Origin of the sequence: Butyricimonas synergistica DSM 23225 (assembly GCF_000379665.1) — a bacterium.
Lineage (GTDB): Bacteria > Bacteroidota > Bacteroidia > Bacteroidales > Marinifilaceae > Butyricimonas > Butyricimonas synergistica.
In genome coordinates this window covers 622,953-645,491 of sequence record NZ_KB903360.1, presented here as the reverse complement: position 1 = coordinate 645,491, position 22,539 = coordinate 622,953, and the positions used below count along the sequence as shown (strand labels likewise).

Genomic DNA, 22,539 nt, shown 5'->3' with positions numbered 1-22,539 from the left:
GTCTTCTTTTTTTATCGATTATAATTTAAATAAATCCGCCAAATTCACGGACAACGTCCCGATCACTCCGATTCCCCGTTGCGGGATCACCGACTGATCTGCCGTCACGTTCTTATCCCTGAAATCAAACAAGTTGTCAACACCCGCGGTAAAACGTATTCCCCTCGGGAAACGAGCCCCGAGATTCAACGTGCAGAACGTCCGGCCGTCATACTTATTCCGCACGTAACCTCCCGCGCTATTCTTGTACCACGTTTCCACCGACGACATCCACCGCCCGTTCACCGCCGCCGACAAAGTGACCTTCCCGAACGTCTTGGAGTAATTCGCCGTGAACGTCACGCTATGCGGGCGGTCGCTCGCCGTGTTATAACCATCCACCTCGGAATGCGCATCAATATACGCGTAAGCTCCTTTCAACATCAACCCGTTCTTAAAACGGAATTGCGCCATCACGTCCACACCCGTCCGTGTCGCATCGTCCGCATTATAATACTGTTGATTTTCCCCGTCAGGAGCCGTCCCCAAGGCGATTTCGTCAAAATACCGGGTATAATACCCCGACACGGAACCGTTAAAAATCCCCTTTGTCACCTCCAGGGATAACGTACCCTGGTGGCTGATTTCCGGTTCCAAATCCTCGTTACCAAGAATCATAAACCAACCGTTACCCCCCATATCATACTCGCTATACAACTCTTTCAACGAGGGTATACGGAATCCCATCCCGTAACCACCCCGGGCTGTCAACACCCCGAACTTATACATCAGGGAAATCTTCGGGCTGGCATGGAAATCATATTTTGAATGGTAATCCCCACGCACTCCCGCCAGGATACTGAACTTATCGCTCACCCTGAAATCTTCCTGCAAATACATCACGTACATCTGGGCATCGAACTTCTTGCCCGACCCATTATCAAACCAGTAATGTTGCAAATTTTGCGTGTTCACCTCGATACCGGCGGTCAACGTGTGTTTCTCGTGTAAATACCCCGTGTAATTCAACCGCACGGTATTCGTCAAATCACCGAACACCTTCTTCACTCTTTTAGAATTATCTTCTTTCTTCTCGTAATTCTCCGTCACGTACGAGAAATCCAAGATATGATCGTCACTGATAGCGTAATACACCCGCGGGTTAATAGTATAGGTAGAGAACACGTCCTGCACCTTACCTTGCTTATACTCAAGCACGTGATTATTATAATAAGTACCATTCAGCGACACCCGGAATTGCTCGTTAAACGTGAAACTCAACTTCTGGTTCACCTGCCAGATCTCGAATCCCTTCACGCTCGTTATTCCCGTTGACGAAGTATCCGTAACCACGGAATCCTGCCCATGCGAATCCACGTAATGCGTGTACGCCACTTGTCCCTCTTTATCCTTCAGCGCGTAGGCATCCCGTGTACGATAAGAAAACGACGTCAATGACGAGAACCTCCCCTGCTTTGTCCCCAGGGATAAAGAATACTTGCTCTCGTCGTTCGTGCCGTAACGGGCGGATACATTCCCCGTGAAAGGACGATTGGCATCCTTCGTGATAATATTCACCACCCCGCCCATCGCCTGCGAACCGTACAAAGTAGACATCGGACCTTTCACCACCTCAATCCGCTCCACATTATCCATATCGATTAAAGTATAATCGATATTATTACTGGAACCTTCCCCGGCGATACGTTCCCCGTCCATCAAGAACAACACGTACCCCCCCGCAGATCCTTGAAATTTCAATTCCGGCAAACCCGAACCGTGCGCCAACCCGAATTGCAATCCCGGCATCTCGTATTCCAATAAACTCTGAAAATCCAATGGATTGATCTGCGCGATATCCTCTCGCGAGATCACACGAGTAAGCACGGGCACATCCTTCAACGGCTTCATCGTGCGGGTTCCCGTGATTACCACCTCATTCAAAGAATTATCCGTCGGCTTCAACGTGAAGCGGAACAAACTGTCCACTCCCGGCGTCACCTCCTGTTCCCGCGGGGTGTACCCCATGAAACTAACCCGCAATACACATTTCTTCTTCGAGGATAATTTTAATGAAAACTCCCCCTTTGCATTCGTTCCCGCCCCCACGACAGTCCCCTTCACCCACACGGAGGCTCCCGCCAATGGTTCGCCTTTCTCGTCCGTCACGACTCCCTTCACTTCAACGGAAGGAGCCTCATTTGCATTCTCGTCCGCGAACAAACACGGCAACGACCAAAACATCAAAAACAATAATAATAATCCGTTTTTCATCTATTTCCACTTTACGGCAAAAACCGTAAGGGAAGATCAACTTCTCCCTTACGGTTAATGAATCATGAACAAAAATTATTTTAGAGGAAATTCGTAATCAAAAGCCGCATAAACCGTCTTATCGTCATCGTTAGAATAATCCGTGAATCTGATCTTGGCATATTCCCCATCAGCCGTCTTCACCACGAACACATTACGATTCAATTCGTAAGTATACGGGGGCATTGAACCCGTGGGTGTAGCTGTCACCCAGCCACACAACACCTCGTTCAACTTCGTGGATTGATATCCCACGAACCCCTGTTGCATCTTCGACATATCCACCATTACTTGATGGTCGTCCGTGTCAACCGTAAAATCCATCCCGGTAATTGAAGCCGCAGTCACGGAAACCAGATCCGTCGTGTTCAACTTCACGGCAGCCCCGCCATTGGTCTTAATATCATATTTGTGGAACGCAATATCCCAGTCAAAAGAAATCTCATCACCATCCAACACGTAGGTCTTATTGTCCCCAACCGTTGCCGTATAAGTCCCGGAGAGGGCAAAAGGCATTCCTTTCGGTTGAAAACTAACCGTAAGCACCGCTTGCGTACCTTCTTCTTTTCCTATCGTCCCACTAAAAGACACATTTTCCAATATAACGCCCCCACTTTCGATCTCTGTCGGCGCTCCTGTCAACACCCACTGGGCACTTCCTTCTTCCACTTTCGCTTTCGCAGAAAAAACAAATTTCGATGCGGACGAACCACTCATAGCAAGTTCTATCGTATCCATGGAAATTAACACCGTATCTTTAGAAACCGTTGAAATAATTACTTTCACGTTCTCCGTCGTTCCCACTCTGGGAATCACCAAATCTCCCTCATACATCCCGGCAACTCCACCTTCCTGTGATTTCACGTTCAATGTCTTCGACATACCCGTTTCAAAATCAAAATAAGTCCATGACTCATAAGCAGCTGCATTCACCACAACAGAATTTCCGTCCCAGGAATCACCATTGTCATCATCAGAACAAGCCGTAAAACAAACCGCACAAACCATCAGCCCCCACGCAATAAACTGATTCATCTTTTTCATTATATTTAAAATTTTAGTTTAACAGACTATTTAACGCCACAAAATTAGAACGGCGATCACCCCCATACAATCCCTAAAAATGATGAAAAAACGTACTTCCTGTCATCTATATCGGGTATCGTCCAAGTACTACCGAGAACAAGCAAGAATACCATTTCAATCAAGGTTTACTTCCGGTTCAATTCCGTGAGAAACGCTGTAGATTCCCTGTAGATTCGCTGTAGCAACGCTGTACATATACAGCGTTGCTACAGCGAATCTACAAAATATCAATAGCTCATTTTACACTAATATACCGGAATTAAAACGGGAATATTCCGTAATTGATTATAGACTTCACCTAATCACGATATGATACTCTCTGAAAAATTCGCCTATCTATTTGAATGATAAAATAGCGCAATTTTTTTATATCTTTGCCGTTCATTACGAGAACTAAAATAAGGAATAACATGGAATACAATTTCAAGGAAGTCGAGAAAAAGTGGCAAAGCTACTGGCAAGAGAACAAAACTTACCGGGTTGAAATGGATCCTTCCAAACCCAAATACTACGTGCTGGATATGTTCCCTTATCCCTCCGGGGCAGGGCTACACGTGGGACACCCGCTAGGCTACATCGCTTCCGATATATATTCCCGCTACAAGCATTTGAAAGGTTTCAACGTGTTGCATCCCATGGGATACGACGCCTACGGCCTGCCGGCTGAACAATACGCCATACAGACGGGGCAACACCCCGCAATCACGACGGAGCGGAACATCAACCGTTACCGGGAGCAAATGGATAAGATCGGGTTCTCGTACGATTGGGACAGAGAAATCCGTACCTGCGACCCGGGATATTACAAGTGGACGCAATGGACTTTCATTCAGATGTTCAATAGCTTCTTCTGCAATGACGAACAAAAAGCGATGCCGATCGGCGAGCTGGTAAAAGCATTTGAAACGACCGGCACGGAAGGGCTGAACGTGGCTTGCGGCGAAGAACTGCATTTCACGGCAGAGGAGTGGAAATCCAAATCTGAAAAGGAACAACAAGAGATATTACTAAATTACCGAATCGCTTACTTGGCGGACACGATGGTGAACTGGTGCCCGGAACTGGGAACTGTACTCGCCAATGACGAGGTGAAAGACGGGCTGTCCGAACGGGGAGGCTATCCCGTAGTGCAAAAGAAAATGCGCCAATGGTCGCTCCGGGTTTCCGCTTACGCCCAGAGATTGCTGGACGGGCTGGAGCAACTGAACTGGTCGGACTCGCTGAAAGACGTGCAACGCAACTGGATCGGTCGCTCGCAAGGAGCCGACATCGTTTTCGACGTGAAGGACTCTGACGTGAAACTGGAAATCTTCACCACCCGCCCGGATACCATCTTCGGGGTTTCTTTCATGGTACTGGCTCCCGAGTCAGATTACGTGAAACCGTTGACAATGGCGGAACAAGCGGATGCCGTTGCCGAATACCTCGATTACGTGTCCAAACGCACGGAACGGGAACGCCAGACGGAAGTGAAAAAAGTAACGGGAGTGTTTACCGGATCATACGCCATCAACCCGTTCACGAACGAAGCGATCCCGGTATGGATCAGTGAATACGTCCTGTCCGGTTACGGAACGGGGGCTATCATGGCAGTACCGGGACACGACAGCCGCGACTACGCTTTCGCGCGACATTTCAACCTGCCGATCGTTCCCGTCATCGACGACGGGGAGGGACACGATATGTCCGAAGGATCGTATGACGCGAAAGTCGGCAAGCTAATTAACAGCGGCATCATCAACGGCATGGAAGTAAAAGAGGCTATCGCCTATATCGCGCAAGAGGTGGAAAAAAGAGGCATCGGGAAAAGCAAAATCAATTACCGCCTGAGGGATGCCATTTTCAGCCGCCAGCGTTACTGGGGCGAACCGTTCCCGGTGTACTACAAGGATAACCTGCCTTATATGCTCGACGAGTCAAAATTGCCGTTGGAATTACCGGAAATCGACAAATACTTGCCGACCGAAACGGGAGAACCGCCTCTCGGTCGTGCTAAAAACTGGAAGACAGAGGACGGTTACCCGTTGGAATTGAACACGATGCCCGGTTTTGCAGGTTCCTCGGCGTACTTCTTGCGTTACATGGACCCGCACAACGACAAGGCGTTGGTGGACAAGGATATTTGCAACTATTGGCAGAACGTGGATCTCTACCTGGGAGGTTCCGAGCACGCCACCGGTCACTTGATCTATTCCCGTTTTTGGAATATGTTCCTTCATGACATCGGCGTGGCTAGCGAGGAAGAGCCTTTCAAGAAACTGATCAACCAGGGGATGATCCAGGGACGTTCAAACTTCGTGTACCGGATACAAGGCACGAATACTTTTGTTTCCCTGGGATTGAAAGACCAATACAAGACCACGGAACTACACGTGGACGTGAACATTGTCAAGAACGACGTGTTGGATCTGGAGGCTTTCCGTGCTTGGCGCCCGGAATTTGCCGATGCCGAATTTATCCTGGAAAACGGGAAATACATCTGTGGCTGGGCGATCGAGAAGATGTCCAAATCCATGTTCAACGTGGTGAACCCCGACACGATCGTCGAAGAATACGGGGCCGACACGCTGCGCTTGTACGAGATGTTCCTCGGACCGCTGGAATTTAGCAAACCGTGGGATACCCAAGGTATCGACGGGGTATTCAAATTCCTGCGTAAATTCTGGCGCTTGTTCCAAGTCGGCGAGGATTTCCGCATAAGCGATGAAGCCCCGACCAAGGAAGAGTTGAAAGTACTGCATAAAACGATCAAGAAAGTGGAATACGACATCGAGAACTTCTCGTTCAACACGTCCGTACCCGCGTTCATGATCTGCACGAACGAGTTGACCGCCTTGAAATGCAACAAACGGGCTATCCTCGAACCGCTCGTGATCGCACTTGCTCCTTTTGCCCCGCACATGGCGGAAGAATTGTGGAGCCTGTTAGGACATACCCAGAGCATCACGAAAGAATCGTTCCCCCAATGGGAAGAGAAATTCCTCGTGGAGGACGAGTTCGAGTACCCGGTTTCCTTCAACGGCAAAGTACGTTTCAAACTTGCCCTGCCGGCAACTGCCACGAACGCGGAAATAGAAACCGCCGTGAAAGCCGCTCCCGAATTCACGAAATGGCTGGATAACAAAGGTATCAAAAAGATGATTATCGTTCCGAAGAAAATCGTGAACGTGGTGATCGGATAAAGAACTATCGCACGCTTAAATTGCATAAACCGGAGGTACTTTTCCAAGTACCTCCGGTTTATGCAATTTAAGCGTTCCAATCACGAGTCGTGAAGATGTATTTAACTTTTATTTACCCACTAGCTGTCACCCGTCAATAGCATTTCGGGATATATAGCAAGTGAAACGATATACAAATTATACAGACCAACTAACAATTTGGCTATTTGCCATTTTATTGCCAGTAACAGACAAATACAATATTTGTTTTACGGGGCTTACTACTTATACTTTAATTTTTAGCATACTCGTTGCACACACTCTAAGAATATTATTTAAACACGAAACCTATACATGGAATAAAATAGATTTATTATGGGGACTCGTTATTTCATGGAGTATTATTCGTTTATTAACCTCATCTTATCCCGTAGATTCAATTACGATATTCTACTTTGTATGTTTATTCATGCTATATTATTGGACTCGCAATGCTCATTACAACAACACGTTTGTTTTAGCCCTATCTATTTCAGGAATAATTCAAGCCATTTGGGGTATCTTACAATTTATAGATATACTACCATCCTACCATGTATATTTCAAACAAACTGGAAGTTTTATAAATCCTAGTTTATGGGGTATTTATTTAACCCTTTCTATTATCAGTTGCTCTCTTTTACTATACCACACTTCAAAAAACATATACAAAATTTGTCTCATAGGTGGGCTATGTATCATGTTAACAGGAATTTCGTTAGCTCACTCCAGAGCTGCTTGGTTTGCTTTAATTAACGGAATGGTATGGATATACTGCAAAAGCAATAAATACCATTACCAACAATTCAATAAAAGAATGATTTACTCATGTACCTTAATAACATTTCTTACACTACTCTTGTTAGGAGGAATGTACTTGATCCATCCTGCATCTGCTAATGGTAGAATTTTAATTTATTTGGTTTCATTTTCAATTTTCGGACAAGCTCCATGGTTTGGGCATGGTATATCTTCATTTAAGGCTATGTATATGCCACAACAAGCTTTGTGGTTCCAGCAAAACTCTAATTCAATATTCATACCCATCGCTGAAAACAATTATACAGCCTTCAATGAATATATCAAAATTGCATGCGAAACAGGCATTATCGGTTTAACATTATTCTCCGTACTTCTATTTTATTGTCTCAAAATTTCACCCAAAGAACATAATAATATTCGGCATTATCAAGTACTATTAATTTCATTTTCAATTTTTAGCGTATTCGGATATCCCTTTGAAAATATATCTATCACACTCATTTTTTGTACGATAATCGCTATAATTGCCAAAGAAACAACATTAAAACGACATACCATTTATATATCAAGATTTACCAAGAAGATTTTAACAATCATATTATTAATCATCTCATTCCTATTTTATAATCAAATTATTTTAAGGACAAAAGCCGAACAAACATTAAAAACAGTAACCACAGAAAAAACGTGGATGAAATATTATCCTCAATTAATAAACTCTCCCGAATTTGTTTTATGGCTAGCAGAAGAACTTTACACTTGCAAAAAATATAGTGAAGCCCTCCCCGTTTTAGAACAAGCGTACAAATTACGCCCCAATTCCATGGTCTTAAACAACATCGGTTTATGTTACCAATATTCTCAAAAATTTGATAAAGCTCAAAACGCCTTTCAACAAGCACATCTAATGGTTCCCGCACATATCCTTCCACAATTCTATTTATTCTCCCTGTACCAAGAAACAGGTGAAAAAGACAAAGCTGAAAAAATCGCAAAAAAAGCACTCGCAACAAAAGCCAAAATCACGAATACAACTGTTTTAAAAGCCCGCTATATCATGAAATCTTTTTTAAAAAACAGCTATAATAAAACAAAAGAAAGGAGGTGTTATGAAATAGACAGAAACAAACAAAACTTCAAAGAAGAATTATGTGATGATTAATTTTTTAACGTAACAAATCATGAAAAGAAAAAAAATTATCCCGCTAGGAGTTGCTTTATTGCTACTGATTTATTATTCTTGCCGAGATTACGGATTGGATAACAATTCTACCCAAAGCAATGATTATCCGATATCATTCAGTATCGGGGAAGCTCAGGAGTTCTTTGAAATGAATGCAACAGATCTAGCACCACTATCTTTCAAGGAAAAGACGCAAAGTAGAAACACATTAAATGTTCACCCGGAAATGAGTCCCGATTGGGGAAAAGCCATTATATCCGGACATAAAGGTGTTACTTTAATAGAAATACCTTTACGATCGACGTCAACAGTTCACGTTGCAAGACAAATTTACCATAACCAAAAACACGTGTACACTTGCGAGGTCCCCGCCGGAAGAAGATTAGTTATCGCCAAACGTTCCGATAATGAAATTGATATGTTTGTCACAACTATCATTCCGGAGATACAAGGAACTCGAGACAAGGATCCGCACACACTAATCGAGAATTTTAAATACTTGGGTGGAAATAATTTCACAGGGATGGTTTTCTGTTCTACTCTAGAAGGGAAATTTGTGAAAGCATTCGGGTACACAAACGGAAAACTTAACGGAACACTTTGCACACGCATAACGAATCAAGGGGACTCATTATGTTCTCAAGAGAATTCTAATTACGAACACATGCGATTTAACGAAGTGCAAACAAATGTTTCAAGAGCTTTCAGTTCTATTGAAAACTCTTCTATTAGAAAATGTGAACATGGCTATGCATATGCAGACTGTCCCTTTAATTGTTCACTTCCAGGAGATGATCTTGAAGAAGTTATTGTAGTCGTATGTCCCTATTGCGGAACCCGTGACGGATGCGTTTGTCCCAAATGCATTTATTGCGGAGCGAAAGAGCGAAATTGCCTATGTGTAAGATGCGCATTCTGTCACAAAAAAACGCCAGAATGTACTTGTTACGACTATCCCGATCCGGATATACCACTTGATCCGAACGATCCCACCACTTCCGGAGGAGGAGATAAGGATGATACACCAAAGGATCCTAATATACCGGATCCATGTGACGGCCTATTATTCGAGGGGGTTATGGAAAAAGTGCTGAAACACGAGGGTGGATTTGTTAATCATCCCAAAGATCCCGGCAAAGCGACCAATAAAGGGATTTCTTGGGACACGTGGCAAAGATTTGCAAAAAAAATTTTAGACATGGAACCAACTTTAGAGAATCTGAAAAAACTCACATCCGAACAAGCAATTTCCATTTATGAAGCGGCATTTTGGAACAGAACTAAAATGGAAACAATTGACGATCCTGATATGAGATACGCTTTTTTCGATTTCTATATCAATGCAGGAGTTAATGCAACAAAAGTATTACAAAAAACCTTAAACACATTACAGTCAAAGGTCGTTTTGGTGGAAGATGGTGCTATTGGTCCTAAAACAATCGCCTGTCTAAATAGCATTGACCATAAACTTTTATACAACACTTTTATAGAAAAAAGAAAAGAATACTATCAAGATTTAGTTAAATCCGATCCTGGAAAAAAAATCTTTTTAAAAGGATGGCTCAACCGAACAAATACGTTTAAACAAAAAACGGATTCAAATAAATATAATGTTAACTGTTAATATCGAATAATATGAAAACACTAATTATCACAATCATCACCCTATTCGCCATCGTATCCTACCCAAACTATAATGGGAAGTGGATAGAGGAAACTGAAAGTTCATTATTTTCCCTAACACTAACCCAAAAGGATTCTATTGTGACTGGAAGACATTCCTCTATAATGCTGTATGGCAATAGAATAGATGACAGTGGGGAAGAAGAATCTATTCAAGGAACAATCAAAAATGGAGAATTGATTGTCAAGATCAAAAGTGCTTATGAAATAGGGGAACCGGGAACAGCCAAAATCACTTTCATCGGTAAAGATTCTATACATTTCAAACTTATAACTCAACCATCATGTGAAAACTGGATTCCAAATGAAGCAATACTGACAAAAGTTAAATAAACTTTTCATTCACCATGGCAGTGTAAAGCCATGGTGAATTCCATCTGTTACGTCATGAAACTTACATACTTTACAACTATATTTTCTATTGTTCTCTTTTCTTGCCAACATCATCACTCAAAATTAAAAACGGCTCTTGAGTTGGCAGGCAATAATCGACCGGAACTGGAGAAAGTACTCGCCCATTATACACAATCGAAAGATTCTCTTAAACTCGAAGCCGCAAAATTTTTAATCGAGAATATGCCCGGACATTACACTTTGCGTGGAGATTTAATAGATTCATTCCGGCTCGTCAGCAAGCATGTACAAAACACCTGTTTTGAAAAAAAAATTATAAATACGAGCGGCATAATCAAAATGAAAACCCAAGATACAGTCACTTATCTTGACACAAAGATATTTGATATCCTAGCCAGTCACACCGAAAATATTAAAAACATATCTCAAAAACAAGAAGACATAAAACACATTTCTTCCGATTTTCTCATCAAACATATTGATGCATCATTCAAACTATTACAAATATATCCTTGGCTCTCGGATATTCCCATGAACATTTTTTTCGAATACATATTACCATATCGATTCGAAAATGAATTTATAGACACTTGGAGAGATTCTATTCATGCTTCCCAAACGATGAATGATGTTATTGCTCATGCTGATAATATCAAACACGACATTTTAAAAATGTCGCAATACATTGAATACCAAAAGCATGATTTGATTTTTAATCGAAGTTTCATTAATCAGTTTCTTAAAATCGATTTTACAACTAATTGTTACGAATCCTATGCCACACGCCTATTCCAATTTCGCACATTAGGTATTCCTGCAGCATTAGATTACATACCATTTCATCCCAATCGCAACGGTCAACATTACTGGTGTACAATTATTACTTCAAACATTCAAAACGGGAACAAAACTTTATTCGTAAATTACAAAGCAGCTAAAATTTACAGGCTCACGTATTCACGAAATAACGATATCAATTTTTTAGAAAATGAATATATTCCTGAGATATTTCGAAATCCTTTCATCAAAGATGTCACCTCTACTTATCTAAATACCAGCAATATTAAAGTAAAAGTAAGAAAACAGATTCCCCAAAAACCACACTACTGTTACTTAGGTGTATTCAACAATTTATCATGGCAACCAATAGAAATTGCTAAATTTGAAAAGGACGAAATTGAATTTAAAGATATGGGTAAAGATATTGTTTATCTACCTCTATATTATAAAGGAAATATTCAATATGCATTCAATTATCCCTTTATACTAAACTCCCGGGGAGAAATAAAATATTTAGCACCGCACCCCCAAAAAACACAAAATTTGACTCTAACAAGAAAATATCCATCAAACGAATTATTACTCAAGTATTGTAAAAATTTGAATGGTATAATTATCGAAGCATCAAATAATCCTCAATTTAAAAAAGAAACAAGAGATACCATCCTTACGCTAAATTTTACAAACTTAAATTACATAACACAAAACACAAAAAAAAATAAATCATTCCAATTTTATCGAATTCAAGGGAACCCAAAAAAGACATTCGATATTGCAGAAATTAAGTTTATAGATGAGCATGATCATATTCTAAATGGTACATGTAAATCACAATTTCAAAAAGCATTTGACAATGATCCTCTCTCGTATGCATCCATATCAACGGAAGAACTCATCATTGATTTTGGAAAACCAGTTAAAGTTTCTAAAATCATCTGTATTCCAAGAGGAGATGGAAATGGCATATACCCCGGCAATAGATATGAATTATTCTATTATGATATAGATGGATGGCGCTCCTTAGGTTCACAAAGAGCTATCGATTACTTTCTCGAATTCTCCAATGTACCAGAAGGCGGTTTATTATGGCTACGCAACACAACTTCCGGAACAGAGGAAAGACCATTCACTATTGAAAATGGAAAAATTCATTTTTGGTAATTAAAGTACAAAAAACTATCATTCCCTTTGATTCGGCACGATAAACAACACGCAACACGTCCCAATTACCCCTAATGCCATTAATAATATCCGAACGTGGAGATTCTCGAGCACCGCGAAAGCCGAGATACTGATCATCGTCCACATACAAATGATTGAAACCGCTTTCGTTTTCCAGCCTACTCCTTTCTTCTCTTGAAAACGCCGGATGTAAGGTCCCAACCACTTCGAACGATGCAGGGCATCGTGCAAACGCTTGGAACTATTATAGAAAAGCCACGAACTCAATAATAAAAACGGCGTTGTCGGCAAGCCGGGCATGAAAATACCAATGACCCCTAACACCACGGAAATACAACCTATTATGATATATATCGTTTTCTTCATCCGGGATTATTCCTCATCTTGCCCCGCCACGAAAGCCCGCACGAGCGCCTCGTTATACTGGGACAATTTATTACTCTTGTGGATCTTCTTCAATATCTTCCGGTCGGTCAATGGCATAAAATACACCCAAAATGTCTTCATCTTCATCACGAGCTGATGTTCTCCCTGCAAACGCTCGGCGTAAGCGGCAAGCAACTCATCATGGAACAATTTGAATTTCCGGAACCTTTCTCCCGAGGTCAATTTCTTATCTTGAACGTATTCCATCGCCAACGCGGGGTTTGCCAATAATCCCCGACCGACCATCACTCCCTCCAAACGAGGGAAACGAGTTGTCACCCGTTGAATATCTTCCACGGTCAATAAATCCCCGTTGTAAAACAAAGGATGCTTACATTGGTTATAAAACATCTCGAAGGCATCCATGTTGACCTCCCCCTTGTATTCCTGCGTCCCGACACGGGCGTGCAAGATGATCGCTGCCAAGGGCGTTTCATTCAACACGGGAAGCAATGCCAGACATTCTTCCGGGTTCTCCCATCCCAAACGCATCTTCACGGAACAACGGATTTCCGGGTATTCTTTTACCACGTCCATCAATTCCCGCACCCGTTCGGGATAAGGTAATACACCCGCTCCTTTTCCTCTCCTCGCAATCATCGGGAAAGGACACCCCATGTTAACGTCCACCCCGGTATATCCTCTCTCCCCCAGCATCTCCAAGCAAACGTCCAATTCCATCGGATCACCTCCCAAGATTTGCGGGATCAACCGCTGCACGCTATTCAACTCGGGATCGCAGTCTTTCATATCCCGAGAACGAAAACTATCCCCTTTCTCCACACGGATGAACGGGGTGTAATAAGCGTCAATACCTCCAAAATGTTTCTCGTGCAGATTCCGGTACGTCCAATCGGTGTGCCCTTGCACGGGTGCAAAATGTATTTTGTATTTCTTCTGTTCTTCCATATCGATATTCATTGGTGGAAATGTTTTAAAACAACAAATATACCGTATTTCTCCCCGCATACGAAAAGAAATGAATAATTCCGATCATTTTTCCTATCTCACACGTACAATTATCAACAATAATCAGTAACTATGCCTTAAAATTTTAGAATATGCGATTTTTACTCTGTCCACAATGCGGCATACGCCGATTTCACGTGAAAGACGCACAAGGTAATAAATGCCTCGTGCAAGTAACCACGGATTACGTGGTTGTTCCGGTCAACGAGAATGATTCTTTAGAGGGATTCGATACGACAACCCTCTATTGTCTGGGTTGCTCGTGGAGCGGCAGCCCGAAAAGCCTGAAACGATATTAATTTAATTCAATCCAATATGAAACATTTAACTCTGATATTACTATTATTCATGACTTGTTCTTGGGTTCAAGCCCCCGAGGACGACAGGGGATATCTCGTGAAAGTGGGAGATAAAGCACCCGACATTGAATTAATCTTCCCCGACGGCACAAAAAAGCAACTGAAAGACTTGAAAGGGAAAGTCATCATGCTGCAATTCACTGCCAGCTGGTGCGGTGTCTGTCGGAAGGAGATGCCTTTTATCGAAAAGGACATCTGGTTGAAGCATAAAGACAACCCGGATTTCGTGCTATATGGCATTGACCTTAAAGAGCCAAAATACGTCGTAGAGAAATTTGCCAAAGAAACGGGGATCACGTATCCCCTTCTGCTCGATCCGGAAGGGAAAGCCTTTTATTCATTTGCCGCTCAAGGTGCGGGCGTAACTCGCAATATTATCATTGACAAAGAGGGAAAAATCGTTTTCCTTACCCGCTTGTACGAGCCGAAAGAGTTCGAGGAACTGACCAAGGTGATCGATAATTTATTGAAAAAGAAATAAGCCATCGTGGCTTATTTCTTTTTCTTCACGGGTTTCTTGGCTTTTTTCTTTTTCTTCTTGCCCCCGAATTTCTTAATCAAAAAATACACGAGTAAAAACAAGATGACAGCTCCCGCCACGGCGATAATTTGTTCCTTCCGGGTCGGAGGATAGGATTTACCCGGCTGTTTCGGCATATGCTTCAAATGCGAGAGAGTATCCGCTTCCAGTAATTTTTCCAGATCATCCGGCAATTGCGGGAAAAAATCGATACCTGTCATTTTCTCCACCTTCGACACGGGTACAGCAAAACTATTCAACGAACGTTTACTTTCCTCGTTAGGCAACACGTAAGCGATCATCTGTTGTTTTGAGGGGGAATAAAACAGCTTGTAATAATACCCGGGAACGGTCACTTCCCCTTTCCCTATTTTTCCTTTATTGCTTTTAAAAATGGGTCCGGTCACCACGTGCAATACTTCCCGTTTAGCCCGTTCCCGCACGTGTTCTTCCAGCTTCTTCCAAATCCCCCGGTTAAACATCGGCACCTGCGGTGACATATTCGACATATAGAAAGTTTCGCTCATCGCTTTCGAGTTGAACGACATATCGGCGGCAGGGCATAGATGCCCCCGGTCATACCCGCTCCCCTTGTAATCGGCAAGCGTGGCACTCCACTGGCTTAATTTCGGATCGACCCGGAAGTTATCTTTCCGGCTTGCTTTACCCGTGAGATTCTTGGCTCCCAACTCGTAATACACCCAATTCGCTTGTTTGTGTTCTTTGTTAAACCCTAAACAATAATAGGAATACTCAACCAACATCCCTTCGCCAGAGGGAATATAGCGATTTTGAGCAAGACTGCCCAGTGTAAAAAATAGAAACAGGAGACCGATCAGCCTCCCGTGTATCCTGTTCATTCCGGTCATTGTTTTATCGCTTCCTGCAAAGTGTTATCAATTTGACCGATTATCGGGTAAAAACCGATGTCGTCCAATACATGGCGACCGATGAAAGCCTCTATCCGTGTTCTCAATATCTGGTAAGATTCCTTGATCTCCTTGTCATTCCGTTTCAAACCACGGCGAGCGGCATAATTTGCCATGTCGTTCACCAGGTCAAATTTCTTCAAATACCGCTGAATGGCTTTGTAATCTTTCAAGTCCGTCATCTCGTTCCGGTGCTTGTCCATGAAATCAAAGGTGTAATCATACAGGAATTGAGTTCTCGTTACCGCAGCCAGGTAACGGGTAGCCCCGGTAGTATCCGCCGGCACGAAAATATCCGGCATGATTCCACCGCCTCCATACACGGTACGCCCGCCAACAGTCTGGTACTTCAAGTTCTCGTCAAACGTGATACTATCTTTTTGGGAAAATTCGCCATGCAACATACGATTGTATATATCATTATAATATTTCTCTTTTCCTTGGTCATACGGTTTCTGGATAGAACGACCGGAAGGCGTGTAATAACGAGCCACGGTCAACCGTACGGCAGAACCGTCAGACAACATACGTTGTTCTTGAACCAACCCTTTCCCGAATGAACGGCGACCGATAATCAATCCCCGGTCATTATCTTGTATCGCTCCCGCGAAAATCTCACTCGCCGAAGCACTGAACTCGCTAATCAGCACATCGACCCGAATGTCCTTGTAACGTCCTTGACCGTTAGAAGTGAAATCCATGCGGGCACGAGCTTTTCCCTGAGTGTACAGGATCAATTTGTCGGCATCCAAAAACTCGTTAATCATCTTGATTGCCGTTTCCAATACTCCGCCTTCATTCTCCCGCAAGTCGATAATAATCTTCTTCATTCCCGCCTGCTTCAAAGTTTCCAGCGCATTCATAAATTCGATATAAGTAAGCATACCGAAAGTATTGGTTTTCAAATATCCCGTCGTGTCATTTATCATGTAAGCGACATCCACGCTTTTCACGGGGATACTGCCACGGGTAATAGTCTTCTTGATCGGTTGCGGTTCACCCCTTCTCACGATAGTTAAATCGACCTTCGAGCCAAGCTCGCCTCTCATCATTGCCATGATCCGATTCGTGTCCATGTTCACTCCCGCAACAACAGAATCGCCGACCTGGATTATCCGGTCGCCATCCTTCACGCCCGCCTTCTCCGAAGGTCCGCCGGGAACTACTTTTACCACGGTCACCGTGTCCAGATACTTGTAGAATTGTACTCCCACACCCCCGAAATTGCCAACAATCCCCTCGTTCGCCCGCTGCATATCTTTCGCCGGAATATATATCGTGTGAGGATCCAGATCGTTCAGAATGACAGGTATCGAATTCTCTATCAACTCCGTCATATTTACTGTGTCAACATATGAATGTTGAACCATTCCCAGTATCACGTCTAATTTATTACCCACTTGAGGGTAACCACCCACGGGTACGGGAATTCGCGTTCGATCTGGTAAAAACCGGTTTATCATCATCCCGAGCACGATGGCAAGCGCCAACACGATCGGTGTCAATAATGCCCTTAAATTACTCTTGTTCATTACCGTTCAATTTAATCTTTTATCCCTTTATCATCCACTAATTCAATATACTCCACTTCAATACCTGCCTTTTGCAACAACTCGATCCCATCCGTACTCCTGTAATGTTCCGAGTACACCACTCGCCGGATGCCCGCTTGAATGATCAATTTGGAGCACTCGATGCAAGGAGAAGCCGTCACGTACAACGTTGACCCGAAACTACTGTTATTCGATTTCGCCACTTTCGTGATGGCATTCGCCTCAGCGTGCAACACGTAAGGTTTCGTTTTATTATCCTCATCTTCACAGATATTCTCGAACCCGGAAGGAGTCCCGTTATACCCGTCTGAAATAATCGCATCGCCCCGCACGATCAAGGCTCCCACCTGACGCCTCACGCAGTACGAATTTTCTGCCCATATCCGGGCCATCCTCAAATAACGCTCGTCTAGTAACCGTTGTTTAGATTTCTCCATTAACGCATCATTATTATTTCTTCCGATTCCCAATCTCATCCAGCATTTCGTAGAGATCGACTTTTCGTTCCGCCGGAACTTCTATCTTATCCAGAATCTCCCGGCTCTTTGCCAAATATTTCTCAATTGCCGCAAAAGCGACTTCTTTTATTCCCAAACGGTCATATATACGGGTCACAGCCTCCACTTTCTCCTTGTGATCGAAATCTTTCTTCTCGATCCATCCCCACAGTTCCTCTTTCGTTTTCGGGTCAGCTAACTCCAAAGCCTTGATAAGCATATAGGTTTTCTTGTTTGACACGATATCCCCACCTATATTTTTCCCGAATTCGGCAACCTCTCCATACACGTCGAGGTAATCATCCTGCAATTGGAAAGCCAACCCGAGTGATCCCCCGAAATCATACAACGCGTTGTACTCGTGTTCGGGAGCCCCGCCGAGCAATGCCCCGTGACGCAAACTACCGGCAAGCAACACGGCTGTCTTCAAGTAAATCATGTGGATGTATTCCTCCTCGGTCACGTCATTCCTCGTCTCGAATACCATATCGTACTGTTGTCCTTTACACACATCCAACGCTACCTGGTTGAAGAAATCAATCGCCCGACGCAGATATTTATCCTCGCAATGTTCGATACTCTTGTAAGCCGTGATCGCGGCTGCATCACCACTCAAGATCGCCACGTTGCTATTCCATTTCTTGTGCACCGTCGGACGTCCTCTTCTCAAGTCGGCATCATCCATCACGTCATCATGCAAAAGCGTGTAATTGTGAAAGATCTCGATTCCGATAGCAGACTTCAACACATTCTCGACATCATCCCGGTAAAGATTATAAGCCATCAGCGTAAGCATCGGTCGCAACCGTTTCCCGCCATCCTCAAGCATATACAGTATAGGCTCGAACAATGAATATGGCTCTTGCATATACTCTTTTTTCTCCAACTCTTTTCTTATAATCTCTTTTAGTTCATCTAGTGTATACATGTCTTTCACTTTTTACGAATTAGTTCGGCTAAAGTATAAAAAATATTTCTCTTACTCACGAGGTTCGCCCATTTTTATTTCCAACAAGCACTATAGGCGAACAATCAATTTACATCCTGAAGGAATCGTATCCATACCATCTTAATAATCAACAGGGGAAAAACAAGAGATCATCTTTTCTGAAAAAGCCTATAACCAAAAAAGCCTTATCCCCCAAAGAATAAGGCTCTCCACGTACCCCCGGGCAGAATCGAACTGCCATTTAAAGTTTAGGAAACTTCCGTTCTATCCGTTGAACTACAGGGGCGCACCTATTTTGAACCACAAAACTAATTGAAAAAAACATTTCTTCCAAATCTATTCCAAATATATTTCAGCAGGCGCAGAGGCAAGCACTCAACGAGCTTCGGGAACCCTTCCTATGTATTCCCATTTCACAGCATCACCGATTACAATCTGATAATCAGCTGCACCCTTGTCACTTAGCGCAACCTTGCATTTTCCGGGAGTACAGTCAAAAGTACCTAAAGAAATCCACCCGCAAACATCCTTATTGTCTGCCCAAACGACTTTTACATCCCCGCTCGGCAGAGTCACCGTATATTCTTGTTTCCCTACTATTTTAGCATGCCCTGCGGTTTGCAACATGATATTCGTACCTCGAAATTCCGGCAGATACACCAAGATTTCATATTGACCGTTTCTCGTCAGCGTAGCACTCCACTCTAAGGCGGACTGCCCGTTCCCGCTATTCCGAGCCACGAGACTTCGGCAATATTGCCCGTAGGCATTATCTTCCGCCAGTGTTTTCCACTCGTCGTTCAACATGACATAACCATACAAATTCGCGGGTTTCACCTGCTTCGCTGTCACCGTATTTCCGGCAAACCATTGCCGCAAGTTAAAGCGCAGATTCTCAACCACCCGAAAACCATCATCCGTATTATCCACGATAATCTCATTTTCGCCCGGCAAGAATTCCTCCTTTTCCACCGACTTGACATACTCTTCATATCGCTCTATACGCTCGACACTCTCGTCAAAAGCCGACACGATACGAGGGATATTACGAGAAATACCCGTGTTTAAACCCACGTAAGGCAAACTCTCGGGCAAATAGAGGGATACTTTCTTTCCAGTCCTCGCCTTGATAAGGTAGGGTTTCCTAAGCTGTTTCACGCTATATTCTCCTAACGAAGGCGCAATAATACCTCCGGAATAAAAAGGAGACACGGAAGTTTGTAGGCTAATGATACCGTCAACATCACTATCATTAAAAATACTAAACTCCACAAGCATAGCGCATGCGGAATACGGACCATTGTGAAAAACTTTTCGAGCGTGAAAATCCTGAATCAAGTACACGGGAATTCGTGTACCCGTGAAACAAGCAGGAAGCACGCTCTTCCAATCTATCCCGAACTTTTCCCTGAAAGCAGCATTAAAGCGGGAAAAATCCACGCTCTCGAACTGGTGTCTTTTTAAATAACCGGAAATAAACGATTTCAAGTCATCCAGATCTACCCCATGATAGTTAAAATAATTCACTAACTCGAGTGATTTCAATATCAAAACATCCTGCAAGACTTCCGGGGCAAGTGCCCTGTCATCCAACGCCTCCCGCAGGCAATGGCCATCCAAATAATCCAATGCCTCCCAAACCGTCGCTTTCATTCCCCCGATGACATCATAACGAGTGAAAGCACCATCCACGATATATTTATTCATCGCGTTCAAAGCCAGATAATCCTCCGATTGCAAAAAGGCATCATATTCAAAAAACAGGGGATACACGTAATACGGGTTATTCGTGCTTCTCAGGGTGTTCAACAAGAAATCTTTCATGTTCCTTTTAAAAATCATACCATTGATCCAAGAGTTGCAGAGGACTACTTTAGCATTATCAGTCAAAATAGAGGTAAGATTTTTCAAATCTATTGAAGGAGTATATTCAGGCAACTCCTTAAACCTTTCCGGCGAATCGACTTGCCCCGCAAGCCTCTCGGGCAGAAACACCAACTCCGGCTGGACGTATTCACTACTCACCCGTTCTTCCCGGAAATAAGCGGTGAACGACACCGGGGTCTCCACCAAACTGAAAAAGGGGAAAGGATACGATCGTCCTTTGAATTTCCAAAATTCACTTTTTCCTGTATCCAACGAGTTCTCACACGAGTCTATGACATCGAAAAACGAAGAACGTCGACGAAACACGTGCAAGTTACATACCACGGAATCAACCGTCATTGAGCGGGTTTCGTAGTCCCCCATGCAAAGGGAAATGCCCACCATGGGAAGATCGTTACGGAAGGACGTCCTATCCTCACGGATCTCTTTATGCCCCTGGGAGATAACAGTTTTCCCGCCGGGAGTCATCACGTTCAACATATAACGGGTGAAATCCTTGTTTCTCTCGTAAGGTGACGCCCCCACGTTCACGAGAGGCTTCGTCACGGGATACCACAAAACGTCCGGGGTCAGCAAGGTAAAGCGTTCATCCAAGAAAGCGTACCTTTTCCCGAAACGGCAAGTTAGGTATCGCCGCTGCCACGTGTCCCGCGTCACCTCTTCCGGTACATCCAAGTAACAAATCTTCTCGTCAATATTCCCCTCGTATGCTATTTGCAACAGCAGCGAGTCCCCCTGATCAACAGGCTGACTTACCACGATCGCTTGGTGGTCTCGACTAAAAGGCACGTCCTTTTCCTTTGCCCGCACGGAAATGACCTCCAATCCGGGGTTTAAATAAAGCACGATTCCCGGCACCTTCCCTCCTGTTTGATTCTTCACGCACAATCGGCAGCTCACTTCCATCCGGCATCCCGTTTGCTTAAAATCGATATCTTGACTCAACAATGCCAATGGCTTTACACGATTATATTTTTCATACACTTCCCTGAATTTCTGGCGAACAGCATATTCTCCATGATTCACAAGCACGATACCGCACAACATCGCTATTCCCGCTCCCCACGCCACATAGACCGCAATGGTCAACTTGGTCCTTTTCGGCGTGTTAGGTATTCGTTTGAATTTCCTCGCGGACAAAAGGATACACCCCACCCCTATCATCAACCAAGCAAATCGTTGAACCAGATATCGCACAATTCCGGGATGCCCATCAATCTCGGAAAAAGCATTGGGTAGCGTTGTACCCGTGAAGTCGAATATTCCACCCCATTTGTTTCCGACAAAAAATATCGTAATCGTGAAATATAGCATCAAGAGCGTCAGACTCAATACGCGTTGCCTCACGAGGCTTTTTACAAGCAAACAAATCCCAAACGAAAAAACATATGCCGGAAATGTCAACGTGACAAGGTAAAACAAGTAATGCCCAAAGTTGAAAGGGGCATTATTCCCTATTAAATGAATTAACACCCCTAACACTAATGAAGTCATTGCCATTATTATAAATACACACGAATACCCCAATGTTATTCCCCACACGTATTCTACGTTACTTTCCTGGCGATAATACACCGCATCCATTGAATCCAATTTCTCATCGCTTCTCACAAGTGTGGTCACCGAAAAGAGTAGCGGGAGTATTTGAAGCAACGTGAACAAATAGGCATTCATATACGGGATACTACAAGCCAAATTAAATTCCCCGAGGAAAGCATAAAATGCCCATTCGCTTTGCTCCATGACATGAAAAAACGTGATACACACCGTGATAACCAAGAACGACAACTGAAATACTCGATTCCGTAACAACAATTTACTTGAAACACCTGCAATAATCTGTATATTATGCTTTTCCATAAAAAATAGGATTATCAATCACGACAACAAAGCGCACATAAAAAAAACAAAACATCTCCAAAATTTGG

At 43.4% G+C, this 22,539-nt stretch carries 16 protein-coding genes and 1 tRNA gene; 7 read left to right on the top strand and 10 right to left on the bottom strand.

The window, feature by feature from the left end; translation table 11 throughout:
• Window positions 1-18: 18 nt before the first annotated feature.
• Window positions 19-2,253: a TonB-dependent receptor gene (locus A3CY_RS0111050; RefSeq protein WP_018337987.1), complete on the bottom strand. Its 2,235-nt coding sequence runs from the start codon at window positions 2,251-2,253 to the stop codon at window positions 19-21.
• Between the two features lie 75 nt (window positions 2,254-2,328).
• A complete protein-coding gene (locus tag A3CY_RS22080; protein ID WP_018337986.1) occupies window positions 2,329-3,336 on the bottom strand; it encodes an HmuY family protein in 1,008 nt (335 codons plus the stop codon).
• A gap of 452 nt (window positions 3,337-3,788) precedes the next feature.
• On the opposite strand from A3CY_RS22080, the gene leuS reads away from it, so the two are divergent.
• The 5 genes from leuS to A3CY_RS0111020 all read left to right on the top strand — a co-directional run bounded on the left by leuS (window position 3,789) and on the right by A3CY_RS0111020 (window position 12,501).
• The gene (gene leuS / locus A3CY_RS0111040; RefSeq protein WP_018337984.1) at window positions 3,789-6,560 is read left to right on the top strand and encodes a leucine--tRNA ligase; all 2,772 of its coding nucleotides are present in this window, start codon (window positions 3,789-3,791) and stop codon (window positions 6,558-6,560) included.
• Window positions 6,561-6,720: 160 nt separating this feature from the next.
• On the top strand, window positions 6,721-8,502 hold the full coding sequence (locus tag A3CY_RS22955; RefSeq protein ID WP_155828274.1) for an O-antigen ligase family protein: 1,782 nt from the start codon (window positions 6,721-6,723) through the stop codon (window positions 8,500-8,502).
• A 19-nt stretch (window positions 8,503-8,521) separates the two neighbouring features.
• The gene (locus A3CY_RS22735; RefSeq protein WP_018337982.1) at window positions 8,522-10,147 is read left to right on the top strand and encodes a glycoside hydrolase family 108 protein; all 1,626 of its coding nucleotides are present in this window, start codon (window positions 8,522-8,524) and stop codon (window positions 10,145-10,147) included.
• Window positions 10,148-10,158: 11 nt separating this feature from the next.
• A complete protein-coding gene (locus A3CY_RS0111025; protein WP_018337981.1) occupies window positions 10,159-10,539 on the top strand; it encodes a hypothetical protein in 381 nt (126 codons plus the stop codon).
• Between the two features lie 54 nt (window positions 10,540-10,593).
• A complete protein-coding gene (locus A3CY_RS0111020; RefSeq protein ID WP_018337980.1) occupies window positions 10,594-12,501 on the top strand; it encodes a discoidin/SUN/FTP domain-containing protein in 1,908 nt (635 codons plus the stop codon).
• Between the two features lie 18 nt (window positions 12,502-12,519).
• On the opposite strand, the gene A3CY_RS0111015 is transcribed toward A3CY_RS0111020, so the two are convergent.
• Both A3CY_RS0111015 and A3CY_RS0111010 read right to left on the bottom strand, forming a co-directional pair.
• On the bottom strand, window positions 12,520-12,888 hold the full coding sequence (locus A3CY_RS0111015) for a YbaN family protein (protein WP_018337979.1): 369 nt from the start codon (window positions 12,886-12,888) through the stop codon (window positions 12,520-12,522).
• Window positions 12,889-12,894: 6 nt separating this feature from the next.
• Entirely contained in the window at window positions 12,895-13,869 is a 975-nt protein-coding gene (locus A3CY_RS0111010; RefSeq protein ID WP_018337978.1) for a tRNA-dihydrouridine synthase family protein, read from the bottom strand.
• Between the two features lie 140 nt (window positions 13,870-14,009).
• Here A3CY_RS0111010 and A3CY_RS22520 point away from each other — a divergent pair, with 140 nt between their 5' ends.
• On the top strand, window positions 14,010-14,216 hold the full coding sequence (locus A3CY_RS22520; RefSeq protein ID WP_071595986.1) for a hypothetical protein: 207 nt from the start codon (window positions 14,010-14,012) through the stop codon (window positions 14,214-14,216).
• Between the two features lie 16 nt (window positions 14,217-14,232).
• Entirely contained in the window at window positions 14,233-14,757 is a 525-nt protein-coding gene (locus A3CY_RS0111005) for a TlpA family protein disulfide reductase (protein WP_026207568.1), read from the top strand.
• Between the two features lie 11 nt (window positions 14,758-14,768).
• Here the strand turns inward: A3CY_RS0111005 and A3CY_RS20870 are convergent, their stop codons facing one another.
• From A3CY_RS20870 to A3CY_RS0110975, 6 genes are all read right to left on the bottom strand, one after another.
• Window positions 14,769-15,656 (bottom strand): DNA/RNA non-specific endonuclease, encoded by an 888-nt coding sequence (locus tag A3CY_RS20870; RefSeq protein ID WP_169503622.1) that lies wholly within the window; start codon window positions 15,654-15,656, stop codon window positions 14,769-14,771.
• A gap of 5 nt (window positions 15,657-15,661) precedes the next feature.
• The gene (locus tag A3CY_RS20865; RefSeq protein ID WP_018337975.1) at window positions 15,662-17,257 is read right to left on the bottom strand and encodes a S41 family peptidase; all 1,596 of its coding nucleotides are present in this window, start codon (window positions 17,255-17,257) and stop codon (window positions 15,662-15,664) included.
• A gap of 11 nt (window positions 17,258-17,268) precedes the next feature.
• Window positions 17,269-17,715, bottom strand: coding sequence for a deoxycytidylate deaminase (locus A3CY_RS0110990; RefSeq protein WP_026207567.1), 447 nt, complete (start codon window positions 17,713-17,715; stop codon window positions 17,269-17,271).
• Window positions 17,716-17,728: 13 nt separating this feature from the next.
• Complete coding sequence (locus A3CY_RS0110985; RefSeq protein ID WP_018337973.1) at window positions 17,729-18,703, bottom strand: polyprenyl synthetase family protein; 975 nt, start codon at window positions 18,701-18,703, stop codon at window positions 17,729-17,731.
• A 235-nt stretch (window positions 18,704-18,938) separates the two neighbouring features.
• A tRNA-Arg gene (locus A3CY_RS0110980) sits at window positions 18,939-19,010 on the bottom strand.
• An 89-nt stretch (window positions 19,011-19,099) separates the two neighbouring features.
• Window positions 19,100-22,471 carry a golvesin C-terminal-like domain-containing protein gene (locus A3CY_RS0110975; RefSeq protein WP_018337972.1) on the bottom strand — a complete coding sequence of 1,124 codons (3,372 nt, stop codon included), beginning with the start codon at window positions 22,469-22,471 and terminating at the stop codon, window positions 19,100-19,102.
• Window positions 22,472-22,539 lie beyond the last annotated feature (68 nt).

Bases quoted from the DNA above. Each gene is read 5' to 3' on its own strand.
- A3CY_RS0111050 (WP_018337987.1), bottom strand. From the start codon at position 2,253: ATGAAAAACGGATTATTATTATTGTTTTTGATGTTTTGGTCGTTGCCG.
- A3CY_RS22080 (WP_018337986.1), bottom strand. From the start codon at position 3,336: ATGAAAAAGATGAATCAGTTTATTGCGTGGGGGCTGATGGTTTGTGCG.
- leuS (WP_018337984.1), top strand. From the start codon at position 3,789: ATGGAATACAATTTCAAGGAAGTCGAGAAAAAGTGGCAAAGCTACTGG.
- A3CY_RS22735 (WP_018337982.1), top strand. From the start codon at position 8,522: ATGAAAAGAAAAAAAATTATCCCGCTAGGAGTTGCTTTATTGCTACTG.
- A3CY_RS0111025 (WP_018337981.1), top strand. From the start codon at position 10,159: ATGAAAACACTAATTATCACAATCATCACCCTATTCGCCATCGTATCC.
- A3CY_RS0111020 (WP_018337980.1), top strand. From the start codon at position 10,594: ATGAAACTTACATACTTTACAACTATATTTTCTATTGTTCTCTTTTCT.
- A3CY_RS0111015 (WP_018337979.1), bottom strand. From the start codon at position 12,888: ATGAAGAAAACGATATATATCATAATAGGTTGTATTTCCGTGGTGTTA.
- A3CY_RS0111010 (WP_018337978.1), bottom strand. From the start codon at position 13,869: ATGAATATCGATATGGAAGAACAGAAGAAATACAAAATACATTTTGCA.
- A3CY_RS22520 (WP_071595986.1), top strand. From the start codon at position 14,010: ATGCGATTTTTACTCTGTCCACAATGCGGCATACGCCGATTTCACGTG.
- A3CY_RS0111005 (WP_026207568.1), top strand. From the start codon at position 14,233: ATGAAACATTTAACTCTGATATTACTATTATTCATGACTTGTTCTTGG.
- A3CY_RS20870 (WP_169503622.1), bottom strand. From the start codon at position 15,656: ATGAACAGGATACACGGGAGGCTGATCGGTCTCCTGTTTCTATTTTTT.
- A3CY_RS20865 (WP_018337975.1), bottom strand. From the start codon at position 17,257: ATGAACAAGAGTAATTTAAGGGCATTATTGACACCGATCGTGTTGGCG.
- A3CY_RS0110990 (WP_026207567.1), bottom strand. From the start codon at position 17,715: ATGGAGAAATCTAAACAACGGTTACTAGACGAGCGTTATTTGAGGATG.
- A3CY_RS0110985 (WP_018337973.1), bottom strand. From the start codon at position 18,703: ATGTATACACTAGATGAACTAAAAGAGATTATAAGAAAAGAGTTGGAG.
- A3CY_RS0110975 (WP_018337972.1), bottom strand. From the start codon at position 22,471: ATGGAAAAGCATAATATACAGATTATTGCAGGTGTTTCAAGTAAATTG.